The organism is Puniceicoccaceae bacterium (assembly GCA_040224245.1).
Classification (GTDB): Bacteria; Verrucomicrobiota; Verrucomicrobiia; order Opitutales; family JAFGAQ01; genus JAKSBQ01.
Window position 1 is genome coordinate 1 of the sequence record JBEGIR010000092.1, and the last position, 12686, is coordinate 12686.

The 12686-nt window shown below is 54.2% G+C and carries 7 protein-coding genes; 3 read left to right on the forward strand and 4 right to left on the reverse strand.

The features are described from left to right. Positions 1-1075, reverse strand: a 1075-nt coding sequence (locus ABQ298_15535; GenBank protein MEQ9825797.1) for a hypothetical protein, incomplete at its 3' end; no start/stop codon positions are given. Between the two features lie 453 nt (positions 1076-1528). On the opposite strand from ABQ298_15535, the gene ABQ298_15540 reads away from it, so the two are divergent. The 3 genes from ABQ298_15540 (at position 1529) to ABQ298_15550 (ending at position 4973) form a co-directional block, all read left to right on the forward strand. Then, positions 1529-1945: a GreA/GreB family elongation factor gene (locus ABQ298_15540; protein ID MEQ9825798.1), complete on the forward strand. Its 417-nt coding sequence runs from the start codon at positions 1529-1531 to the stop codon at positions 1943-1945. Positions 1946-1964: 19 nt separating this feature from the next. Continuing rightward, a complete protein-coding gene (locus tag ABQ298_15545; GenBank protein ID MEQ9825799.1) occupies positions 1965-2573 on the forward strand; it encodes a DUF2179 domain-containing protein in 609 nt (202 codons plus the stop codon). A gap of 267 nt (positions 2574-2840) precedes the next feature. Beyond that, positions 2841-4973, forward strand: coding sequence for a RecQ family ATP-dependent DNA helicase (locus ABQ298_15550; GenBank protein MEQ9825800.1), 2133 nt, complete (start codon positions 2841-2843; stop codon positions 4971-4973). A 5-nt stretch (positions 4974-4978) separates the two neighbouring features. Here ABQ298_15550 and ABQ298_15555 read toward each other — a convergent pair whose 3' ends face one another. The 3 genes from ABQ298_15555 to fusA form a co-directional block, all read right to left on the reverse strand. Further along, entirely contained in the window at positions 4979-7084 is a 2106-nt protein-coding gene (locus ABQ298_15555) for a BamA/TamA family outer membrane protein (GenBank protein MEQ9825801.1), read from the reverse strand. Further along, positions 7074-10892, reverse strand: a complete 3819-nt coding sequence (locus ABQ298_15560; protein ID MEQ9825802.1) for a translocation/assembly module TamB domain-containing protein — start codon at positions 10890-10892, stop codon at positions 7074-7076. Before ABQ298_15560 ends, ABQ298_15555 begins: the two co-directional genes overlap by 11 nt. Before the next feature lie 211 nt (positions 10893-11103). Continuing rightward, a partial coding sequence (gene fusA, locus ABQ298_15565) for an elongation factor G (GenBank protein MEQ9825803.1) occupies positions 11104-12686 on the reverse strand: 1583 nt, incomplete at its 5' end.

A 12686-nucleotide genomic window follows, 5' to 3' on the forward strand; every position in this document is an offset into this window, starting at 1 on the left:
CCCAAATGGGACCTTCAAATCGATTCTCCAGGCGCTCCATCGCCTCACGGGTGACCTGCTCCACATCCCGACCGACTCCCGGCTCCGAGGAGGTTCCCGACGAAAATGGAACCCGGTGAATCAGCCGCACCGGGCGGTTCGCTTCGAGCATGCCGGCAATCATCACATCGTCCATCCACGCCTGCCGCTCAAGCGGGGTCATGCCCGCCATGCCTTCCCCGTGCGACAATCCCATTCCATCGAGATCCGGGTATTCCTCAAGCACTTGCGTAACGCTCTCCCGCGTGTATTGGCGAATCAACTCGGAGGGATCCCCTTTCACGTAGTAATGTGGATAATAGTTCTGCAGCCCCACGCCATGTGCTTCGGCAAGCTCGCGACTGATAAAAATGCTCCAGCTGACGATATAGGTGTCGAGTCCGCGCGCTTTTGCCATGCGAAACACTTCCCGATAGAAATGACGCCACGCTTCGAGTTCAGTCTCGGACCACGGACTCGCCTCGGGAAAGTTTGCTGGCCGGATCATGTAGGTGTATGGGTGCAGATTCCACAGGCTGATAGCGTTGAAGCGATTCTCCACCATCATATCGAGAAAGTGCTCCCAAAACGCCAGATCGCGTACGGTCTCGGTATGCTGCTCCAACGCACTGCTGGGCCGATAGGGTTCCCAAGGCAGGTTGAACTTGATGCCCCGGAACTCGAGCTGAGGTTTTTCCTTCCATGACTGCACAGACTCCAGACGCTCTCCGGCGCGAAGCCGCTCCGCGAGAGCCAGAGCACCATAGATCATGCCACGCGCATCGCTCCCATAAACGGTAACAATCCTGCCCTCCGGAATCACTTCAAATGCCTCAGGAACGTAGCGATGAGAATGCTCTGCAAGGCTGATCAGAAAATCATATCCCGTTGGTTCAGGATGAAGTTCATATCCCTGCTCCACTAATGCCTCACCCAGTTTCAAGGCTGCATAAGACGCCTGGGGCGACTGCTCCGCATACCGCAAATACACGGTCTCTTGCCCAAACAAATGGCCCCAACCTGCCATCACCAACCCAAGGAACAACCATCGATTCATGCTTCAAACCCTGACAGCCGTCGATGGCAACAGCAATGCTATTTGCCCTCTGCCTCTCATTGCCGGAAGGGAGAGCTCCGCCAAAAGCCATGCAACGGGTCATGGGTCTTGCTGGAATCCGAACGGGACACTCCAGGTAGGGTTTCCCATTCGTGCGAGCTTGACGCAGCAGAGCAGACTCTCTATATTCATCAGCTTCCAACATGCATTCAATTTCATCACAGCCCCTTACCTGTTTACTGAAACAGGATTCCCGTACCGGACTTCATCGTCCCGGTAGTGTTGGCAGGGTTGAACTTTGATTTCAAGAATTTGAAAGCACCCGCACACTACCGGGTGAACTACGATGTGGCCGACCCACGAGCGTCGGAATAATCAAGTGCTGTCATAACTCCGACTTCCAGCCGTCGGCATTGAACGGAAATCCATAGGGACTCCTAACACCATACCCATATGAAACCCATTTACCTTTGCAAAGAAGATCATCAAACCCTTACACAACTCCTGAACATTCTCAGCAATCGTTCATCCAAAAACGGCCAAACGTTTGACCGGCTGAAGGCTGAACTCGAACGAGCGGTCGTGATGGACCGTTCCGCAATCTCGGACAAGGTTGTTCGCCTGAATTCCCGATTCCGCATTCGGAACCTCGATGAGGACCGGGTTGAGGAGTGGACGCTGTGTTTGCCCAACGAAGCTGACTATGAACGCAGGCGTCTCTCCGTGCTCGCACCGATCGGTTCGGCCGTAATCGGTTTTGCCGAAGGCGATACCATCGAGTGGGAAACGCCAGGAGGACTTTGCCATTTGCGACTCGAAAGTGTCATTGCCGGAGAAAAAGAGCTGATTCCAGGACTCGATCTCGCATAGTGTCTGCTGATCCATATCCATGAATGCACTTTTTCAAGACTTCAACTGGGTCAGCTGGGTGCTGATCCCGTTCCTTATTTTTTTCGCCCGGTTGCTCGACGTGTCGATGGCAACCGTGCGCAACATTCTCTCGAACCGTGGGCTTCGCAAGGTCGCACCCATCATCGGTTTTTTTGAGGTATTGATCTGGCTGCTCGCCATCACCCAGGTGATGCAAAACCTGAACAACGTTGCGAGCTACCTTGCCTGGGCACTCGGTTTTTCAGCCGGAAACTACCTCGGAATCATTCTGGAGGAAAAACTGGCGCTCGGTTATCAGATCGTCCGTATTTTCACGCACGAAAAATCGCCACAGCTGATCGAACTCCTGCGCGAGCAGCGCTTCGGGATCACGACCGTTTCCGCGCGGGGATCCCGTGGTCCTGTAGAACTCATCTTCATCGTTACCCGGCGCAAGCGTTTGGGGCAACTGGTGTCGATACTGAAGACCCATGCACCGGGTCTATTCTACACCGTCGAAGACGTTCGCAAGGTGGACGCCGGGATTTTTGATACGGGCATCATGCCCAAGTCAATTCCCGCTGAAGTCCCTGCACCTTCATCCTCCGACAAGCCCATATCCACCTGAAAGTCATCGGGTAGGTCACTCCCTATCGATGCTGTCAAATCAGAGTCGGACTCCCGGAATCCTGCAGAATGACACTCTTGGGCAGAATTCAGAACCCAAAATTCATTGCCCACTGCAAACGAATTGATCTGACAATTTTGCACGGCTGCCAGGCTGAAAGAATGAAGGCTGCCGTGCTGCATGGTTGTTTCAACAGCAAGAGCCTTCAGGCTTGACAAAACTGGTGAACATTCGAATACACTTCGTTCAACCTGTTTCATTGCATTCATGCCAGCTTCACCCGAACAGGCGCTCAAGCGTCACTTCCAGTTGGATCGCTTTCGCTCACCTCAGCGTGAGATCATCCAGAGCATTCTCGACGGGAAACCCACCCTCGTCATCATGCCCACGGGTGGGGGCAAGAGCCTGTGCTACCAGCTACCCGCCATGCTGCTTCCAGGCGTCACACTGGTCATTTCTCCCTTGATCGCGCTCATGAAGGATCAGGTGGACGCGTTGCAACAGCGCGGGATTCCCGCCGCCATGATCAACAGTTCGCAAAGTTGGCCCGAGCAGCGCTCCATCCTCGAGTCCCTTAAACGCAAGGAACTCAAGCTGCTCTACGTCGCGCCCGAACGATTTCGGGCACAATCCTTTGTCGATGCGTTAACCTCTGTTGAGATTTCGCTCTTTGCCGTGGATGAAGCTCACTGCATTTCCCAGTGGGGTCATGACTTTCGCCCGGATTACATGCGCATGGGCGAGGCACTCTCACGCATCGGCAACCCCCTCTGCGCCGCCTTCACTGCAACGGCAACCCCCGACGTGCAGAACGACATTTGCCGCAACCTGCACCTCAAGGCCCCCCAGCGCTTTGTTTCAGGATTTGCGCGCAGCAACCTCACTTTCAATATTCGCCAGTGCAAGGGAAAGTCTGACAAATACCGCCGCATCCGTTCCCTCATCGAAACCCACCAAAACGCCATCATCTACTGCGCAACCCGCAAAAGTGTGGAAGAGGTCGCTGAATGGTTAAACGACGATGGCATTGAACATGTCACCTATCATGGTGGATTATCCGATGCCGACCGCACGGAGGCCCAGGAGCGTTTCATCCAAAAACAATGCCACATTGCCGTGGCCACCAACGCCTTTGGCATGGGCATTGATCGCGACGACATTCGCCTCGTCTGCCACTACGAAATGCCAGGCAGTGTTGAGGCCTACTACCAGGAAGCCGGTCGAGCTGGCAGAGACGGCAAGCCCGGTCATTGCGAGCTGCTCTTCAATTATGCGGACAAGCGCGTGCAGGAATTCTTCGTCGAGGGCGCAAACCCACCCCCTTCGCTCATTCAAAATGTTTATGCACACCTCTTTGCGAAGGCGGATGCAAAACACGAAGTAGCCCTGCCGATTGAGGAACTCACTCAACTGCTTGGCAAGGGGATCAATGGCATGGCAGTCAGCTCCGCGCTGAGCAACCTGCGCCGTCTGGGTCGTATCGAACGCTTTGACATCCCTGGTAGTCGCGTGCGAGGCTCCCGTATCGTCGACCCCAATCTGACACCGGATCGCCTCGAGCTGGATATCCGGGCATTGGACGAAAAGCGAAAGCGGGATGAGCAGAAACTCAAACAGGTGCTCCAGTGGGTCTATGCACAAAACTGCCGACAACAATGGATCCTGCGCTATTTTGGAGAATTGAAGAGTCCTGCGTGCGGTAAATGTGACGCCTGTCAAAATGCCGCATCCTACGAACCCCGGCCCCTCACCGACGAGCAATTGATCGTGCTCAAGAAGGCACTCAGTGGTGTTGCCCGCATGTCGAGCAGGGTTCGTGCTCACCAGTGGCAAGCCCGTTACGGCAGGGATCGCATCATCAAATGCCTGCTGGGAAGTAAGGGAAAAACCATTGTCGACGCAGGTCTCAACCAGCTCACCACCTGGGGAGCACTTGCCGACTATGCACCGTCCTTTGTCAGTGAACTCTTTGACCACATGGCAAGAGAGGGGCTGGTCGAGGTAACTGACGGCGACTATCCACTCCTGCAACTCACCGAATATGGATCGCGGGTGATGTTTGGGGAAATCCTGCCCGAAATGGCATGGCCGGGAAACCAACTCAGCCCCAACTCAAGCGATGCCATCGTCCAGGAGAGTCCGGAGAATATGGATGAGGCACTCTACCAGGCTCTTGTCAAAAAGCGGAACGAATTGGCTCGCGTGCGCAACAATGCACCCTCCTATACCATTTTCCCCAATACCGTACTCAAAAAACTGGCATCCACCAAACCCCTCTCCGAAAGCGAAGCCCTACAGATCAAGGGAATCGGTCCCGCCAAGGCCAAAACCGTGCTCCCCACCTTCCTGCGCATCATCGCCAACCACGAAGCCGCCAAGGGTTCCTTCCGTCTGGCCTGAATGCCTCAGAACGGCATGCCCAGTGCCAAATGAAGTGTACCATTGGGATCTCCATCGCGGGGTTTAAGATTGTGTCCATATTCCAATCGAACCGGACCGATCACCGTCTTCCAGCGCAGTCCGATGCCCACAGATTCGAGAGATTGATCATAACCTGCCACCACGCTGCGAACCGAGCTTCCCAACCAATCGTAAAACAGGACTGCAGAAATGGAGTCGGTCAGGAATTGCTCAAGCTCCAGATTCAACAATATGTTGCTCCGCGCACCAACAAGGAAGCCCTCAGCATCCCGTGGAGCAGCTTCTCCGCGCTGGTAGCCCCGGATCGAGTCATCTCCTCCAGGGAAATATAGTTTATTCGTCGGAATGAAATTGTTACCCGATCCTGAAGCGACTAGCCAGCCATGGCTCAATCCCGCGTGCCAAAACAATCCATTGCCAAAGCGGCCGTGCTGTGAGTAACCGATTTCAACATTCCAGAAGTTTACATTCCCTCCCAGGCGTTCATCCGCCCATTCCACATTGCTGAAGACTCGATAGCCGTCCTGCGGAGTGATCGGACTGTCCCGTTGATCGCGGTTCAAGCGTAGCGAAAGACTGCCAACCCTCGAGTTCTCATCTGACAAAACTGTTCGTCCCTGGCGGTCCACACTCTCGAGCACCTGGATGGCATAAACCCATGACGAGTCCAGACCTATGCGTTCGAATCGCTTCGTGATACCCAAATCGATGCCTTGCTCTCTTCGGTCAAACGAAACTTCCTCACGCTTCAACGCAAAGGTACGAAAATTCAGATTCACTCCCGAACGCCGAATATCAGGAATGGTATAAACGGCTTCGCCAAACTGACTTTTCATCGACACAACCGTTCGCAAAAGAGCTTGGTGAGCCTGTCCCCAAAGGTTGTCGCGCTTGAGCGTCGAACCCAGTCGCAATTGCTCGTATGACCCCCACCCCGCCATCAGATCCATTGTCCAGGGATAGCGTTCCTGCAGGGTGAACCGCACCGGTCGTTCCAGTTCGCCAGGCACAACCTGAAGATCAACCCGGTCAAACAGGCCCGTCCGGGAAAGTGTCAGACGATCAGCATCCAGCTCAACTGGGTTCAGCCAGTCGCCCGGTTGCAGGTTCAACTTTTTGCGGATAAAACTTTCCCGTGTCTCCTGTAATCCATCGAGTGTAATCGGCCCAACCCGAACTCTCGGTCCCGGGTTCACTTTTAGATACAAACGATGCATCACTGGCGGCCCTGCCTCCACCACCTCCTGAGTCACCTCCATGGAGACATCCGGATATCCCTTCTCATAAAACACGTTGCGGACCGTATTGATCAGATCCTGCCGCACAACACGGGTATAAGGTTGCCCCACCCAGGGCTCAAACGAAATAGAGGGATACTCAACGTGCTCATCGCTGAGATCGACATCGACTGCGGCAAGCCGGTGCATCGGACCCGGAACCACACGCACGACTGTGTATACAGCACCAGTTTCCATGTCCATCTGTTGAACCACTCCAAACACCTTCGCATTGCGATACCCCCGCAGCGAGAGCTGGGTTTCCAGATTGCGGCTGCTTTTTTCAAACTTTCCCGGATGGAAAAGCCGCACTCGGTCGGACTGAAACAGCATGGTTGGTTTATAGTAGAAGGACTCAATCCAATCGCTTTCCAATCCGCCATCCTCTTCGATCTCAAAGCGGTCAAAATAAAACACGGGTCCGGGAATCACTTCAAAGCGAACTTCCCTTAACGTCACATCCTTTTCAAAAAAGGTCTCCAGGTCCCGATCCCACCTCATCGTCCATGACGCATCAGCCGGGGCATTTGCTTCGGATTGCAACTCCGTCAAGTGAGTAACCACACTCGCATCAAGAAACCCTTTCTGCTGCATGGAATTGAGGATGACCATGACTGCATCCTCCACATCATTGGCACTCAGTGGTGCTGCTTCGGGCAACATCAGTTCGAGCTGACGCTGAATCCTCCGATTGTTCAACCATCCGGCACCTTCAACCGACCACAGAAATTCCGATGCATGGGAGGCTACCACTGAAACCAGCAGAAGGCACAGCGCCATCGCATTCCTGACAATGTTGGATCTAGGATTCATCGGATTCTCCTTCTTCGGTTGCTACCCCTGGGCTGGATCTGCGTTTGGCAGGATCAAGAATGCGCCAGCGGATTCCAGCATTCCAGTTGTCATACTCATCGTATTCCCCGAGCAGCTGAAACTCCTCATTGAGTTCAAACTCGAGTTCAAGGGTCTCCCGTCCCCGTCGCGATAACTGGTTTCCCCACTGCATTTCCAGTCGACTGAGCAATCCTGAAGAATCCCCCGCTCCCAGCAACCCCGAGGAGAGATAAGTCCCGATCTTTGAAGCACGCTGCGTACTGCTGTATTCGACACGGCCTGCGGGGTCTATTCCGGCCACGACCATCATCAGGATTTGGTCCTGACTCAAGGATGGAGCAGCACTGAAACTCAATTCCGGTTCCAATGCGCTTCCCGTCAGAAGCATCTGCAACTGATAGTCGAGTCGGCTGGAAGTGGCGCGCAACTCGAGTCGGGGAACGTAAGGATCGTTGCGGTTGAGCTGTACCACGCCTTGCTCCACATCAAAAACCGCAAACGGGAACTTCACACTGCCTTCCTGAAACCAGACTCGTCCCAACATCACGGGTTCACCGAGGGTGCCTCCGAGCTTCATCTCCATCGACATCATTCCATCCACCACTGGAGTTTTCAACTGCATGAACCCATCACCCTGCACCGCCACATCCAGCCGCCAATCCGAAAAGGGCGGCACGTCCACCGAAAAGTAAGGAGGTCGGGAACTTGCAGAACGTCCACCGGCAGAAGTGTCCAACAGTTGCGTGATGTCGGTCAAAAAGAAGCCGTCTCTGAGATCCAGCACACCGGTCAAATGGGTGCTGCCTTCCTGTTGCTGCATGCGCAACCGCATGTCGGTGCGCAGCAGGATGCCAGCCTGACGAACCACAGGGATCTGTTCTCCCCAGATTTCGAAATCAAATGTCACCGGCTCGGCATTGGGAAATTCAAGCCAACCACTTGCATGCAGTGGTTCACGCGCGATCAGTCCCGAAAATCGCTTCAACTCAGCCCTTCGCCCATCCAGCATGACTGAAAAATCGAGATCCCTCATCGATCCAAACGGAAAAATCGCGCGTGTTGACAGCCCTGCAACCTGCAACTCTCCTTTCAATCCTTCGGACAGGCTTCCCTGCAAATCAAACTGCATCGATCCTGCCGGTCGCAGAATTTCAGGCCAAAGCGAAGCCAGCGGAGCCAAATCACTCCGACTGGATTTCAGCTTCAGATGCGCCGTCTCCCAGGGAATGGGTGGGTGCTCGAGATGAATCCAACGCAGGAGTTGCTCCGGTAAGTTCAACTGCCCACCAAGTTCAAAACGGGAGTCTGCCAGTTGCACCCGCATGGTTTCCACATCAAACACAGTACCTTCCATTCGCAGTGTTCCCTCCAGCGTGACGGGAGGCAACTGGTGATCCCCCATGCCCGCATCCGTAACGCATTTGAGTTGAAGGGAACCCGTTGGAGAATCGCTCGTTCCTTCCAGAATCAGTGCCAGATCTGCCTGTTGAAGTGGAATGTCCATGTAGGACTTCAACCAGGGAAGCCACGCTTCGGAATGTGCGGTATGAACACGCAAGTTCAAAGCTTGATTCGGTAAATGCCTGAGTTGCACAGACTGTAAATCCACACCATATGGCAGCTGCCCCTGCATCGACAGCCATAGCTTGTCATCCGAGCGGAGTTCCGTGGAGTCCACCCGAAACCCTTGTTCATCCAACGCAAATTGACCACGAACCGAAAGCGAACCTGAATTCGCATCCAGCCAATTCACCTCCATCTTGCCATCGAGCGCTAGAAAATCTTTCTCGGGTTCGGCCTGAAATTCCAGAAATGCCACATCCATATTTGGCAATAACGCTTCCAACCACGGTTGCAGCACATCGGATACACTGAACTCCGACAGTCGCAGCCAAAGTGTTGAATCCTGCTCCGAGATGCCAAAACTCAGTTGAGCCGTTGTGCCACTGCCCAGTCGAACATCGTCGACTTCAAAAGACGGTCCGATTCCGAGAATCGCCCGATTTGTCCTCCGAATCCCAATGGGTTCCTGCAGCACCCATGCTGGCTTTCCGTTCTCGGCATGTCCCACGCGCAGTTCATTCACCTTCAGCAAGGGTTGCCCTCGCCAGGTCCAGTCCCCGGAGGCCTCGAGCACTCCGCCAAGGGCCGAATGAACCTGCAGTTGCTGCAGCTGCAATGCGCCGCGATCTCCCGAGATGTCGAGTGACACTGCCAACGGCTGAACACCGTTCACTTTGAGGGTATCCAACGACAGACTTCCTTCATAGTGCAAATCGTCCAGATCACCGGAAATCGCAGCATCGATGCTCAGGCGTCCCATTTCCAACGATGCGGGAATCCAGGTTTCCAGAAGTGAGGAATCAACGTCTCCTTTCAGCAAGCCAGACTTGATCCTCTGGTTCCGAAACAGATAGGTGACGGAACCTTCCAGCAAGCTGGAGTTGGAACCTTCAAGGGCAAGGTGTTCCACTGCTACCTCCTCGCGATTCACCCAACCCTGCAATCGGGCATTTTCCACTTCGATCTGACCCAACTCCAGAGACGCTCCCTCAAGCGCATAGCGCAGGTGTGCATTCGAATCCCATGGCCGCTGGCCCAACTCAAGCGTACCGCTCATTTGTCCGCGCCAGCCTGTGATACCCAAATCTTCAAGCGCCAGATGAACCCTTGCCAATGCCTCACCAGTAAGCGATGCGGATTGAAAATCGTAATGAATGGACTCGGGTAATACCAATGAAGCAACTTCACTGTCGAGCACGGCCTGCTCCACTTGCAAGTGATTCAGGTCACCAGTGGCTTTCACTTCAAGCATCGCACCCGCCAACAGCGGACTCCCCTCATCTTCTGCCACCTCATCGCCAGCCTCACGCAACCTGAAGTCCAGAGCGTAATCACCCTGTTGCCAGCTAGCTGCTAACCTGCCCTCCACACGCTCCAGCGGAGCAGCATCCCACCCCCAGCGTGAGGGTTCGATCACGAGCTGGGGTACATCCACCACAGCTTTTGAGGGAAGCCACTGATCTTCCATCCAATCTGCCTCACCGGTCCACGGCTTCCCGGCAAGCATTCCCTCAAGGGTCAATCGCACCTGAGTTTTGTCCGTGTCCGAAGTCAAAATCGCTACGATCTGGTCACCCGACACCGGTTCACGCACGCTCAGCTCCAGCGAGGCGCTATGAAGTTTCAGCAGTAAATCAACCGCTGGCAGGGATGCATGTAGGGTTGGCAACAATCGCATCGACATGCTCGCTTCGTCCCACTGCAACTCCTTCAACTCCACCAGGGTGCGATCCCGCACCACCTTCACCTTTGTCACCCTGCCACTTGGCAGCACACGGAGCACTGTTTTCAAACCTTGCTCAATGGACTTGTGCAGCGTTGGGAAACCTTTTGAACCCGATCCCGCACTGTCAGCAGTTTGAGTCCCCAGCAACATCACCTCAATGCTATCAACTCTCAACATGGGTTCATCGAGAATGCCTCCCATGCTCTGATATACCCAAAGCAAGGGCTGATATGTCTCCATTCCCGATATTAAAACCTCCGCCTGCCCGTTGGCATGAGTCAACTGACCCAATCGAAAACGGCTGTACCCCATGCGCTCATACTCGCCTACCGTGATACCGAATCGAGGCAACGCAGCCGTTAGCAATGGCCCCAACCATAAAGGCATCGTCAGAATACCAGCCAATCCCAACACGCCCGCCACCAGAAAGCAGCGCAGCCAGTGAAGGGAACGTGACCGCCGTGCACGGGGCGGATTTGAATGGACAGAAGAGTTCAAGCTTCAAGGAGAAATGGTTCAAATGAGAGGGTCGCACCTTTGGGATACCCATAAACAAGCGGTGAATGACGATAGACGCTCCAAAACCTCAAACGTTGCGTTTCAATTGCGCAAGTGCAAAGCAGAGCATCACACACCATGCAAACAAACAAAGGCCCCGTGAATGTTCACGGGGCCTTTGAAAAAACGACAAAAACGTTTCTGGGAAGTCTTACTTTTTGGCTTCCTTACGCTTGAGTGCCTCTGCGATCACCTGCTCCGACACGTTGCGTGGTGTTGACGAATAGTGATCGAATTCCATCGAAAACTGTCCACGGCCCGAAGTCATCGTGCGCAGATCACCGATGTAACCGAACATTTCGCTCAACGGAACATGCGCCTTGATCTGAACACCGTTGGCAGAACCCGTCGGCTCCTGCGAAAGGATGATCCCGCGACGACGGTTGAGGTCGCCAATAACATCACCCATGCTTTCGTCAGCAACAAAGACGTCCACTTTCATGACGGGTTCCAGGATCTCGGGATTTCCCTTTGGAATGGACTGGCGATAGGCCGCCATGGCTGCAATTTCAAACGCCATCGCCGAGGAGTCCACCGAGTGAAAGCCTCCATCGACCAGTGACACCTTGATGTCGTCCATCGGGTAGCCTGCGAGCACGCCCTTCTTGATCGAATTGCGGAAACCCTTTTCTACAGCAGGCCAGTATTCCTTGGGAACGTTACCGCCCACCACTTTGGATTCAAAGACAAATCCAGTTCCTGGCTCGCCGGGTTCGATCGTATAATCGATCTTCGCATATTGCCCCGAACCACCTGACTGCTTCTTGTGGGTGTAGGAGTCGTTGACAACCGTCGTTACCGCTTCGCGATAAGCCACCTGCGGTTTACCGATGTCGGCTGCTACCCCATAGGTGCGCTTGAGAATGTCGACCTTGATGTCCAGGTGGAGTTCTCCCATGCCGCGAAGAATGGTTTCACCACTCTCTTCATCGGTTTCGACGCGGAAGGAGGGATCCTCCTTGGTCATCTTGTTCAGAGCGAGGGAAAGTTTCTCCGCGTTGGACTTGTCCCGTGCGGCAATCGCAATCGAGATCACAGGTTCCGGGAATACCATGGGTTCCAGGGTCGCCGGGTGCTTGGGATCACAGAGCGTGTGTCCGGTCTGTGTATCTTTCAGTCCAACCAGCGCAATGATGTCGCCGGCTTCGGCACTGTCGATTTCCTGGCGGTCATTGGCCTGCATTCGAACGATACGTCCAACGCGCTCGGTTCTTCCGGTGAAAGTATTGAGCACGGTCATGCCCTTTTCGATGCGACCGGAGTAGATTCGGGTAAAGGTCAATGCACCAAACTTATCTTCAGCGATCTTGAATGCCAAAGCGCGCAGCGGTTTGCTGGAATCAATCTCCGCAAACTTTCCGGTTTCATTGCCTTCCATGTCCACTTCCGGTTGAAGCGGAGCCTGCGTGGGGTCGGGCAAATAATCAACAACCCCGTCAAGAACGAGCTGCATGCCCTTGTTTTTAAATGCCGAACCACAGAAGGTTGGGAAAAAATCCATGCGGATGGTTCCCTTGCGGATGCAACGCTTGAGCGTTTCCACATCCGGTTCTTCTCCCTCGAGGTATTTCTCCATCACCTCGTCATCGACTTCAACCGCTTTCTCAATGAGCTTTTCACGGTATTCCTGAGCCTGATCAACCAGGTCCTCCGGAATATCCAGCTCATCCCAGCTTGCGCCGAGGTTTTCACCACGCCAGATGAGAGCTTTCATCTTCAGCAGATCGACAACAC

Bases quoted from the DNA above. Each gene is read 5' to 3' on its own strand.
- ABQ298_15545 (MEQ9825799.1), top strand. From the start codon at position 1,965: ATGAATGCACTTTTTCAAGACTTCAACTGGGTCAGCTGGGTGCTGATC.
- ABQ298_15555 (MEQ9825801.1), bottom strand. From the start codon at position 7,084: ATGAATCCTAGATCCAACATTGTCAGGAATGCGATGGCGCTGTGCCTT.
- ABQ298_15550 (MEQ9825800.1), top strand. From the start codon at position 2,841: ATGCCAGCTTCACCCGAACAGGCGCTCAAGCGTCACTTCCAGTTGGAT.
- ABQ298_15540 (MEQ9825798.1), top strand. From the start codon at position 1,529: ATGAAACCCATTTACCTTTGCAAAGAAGATCATCAAACCCTTACACAA.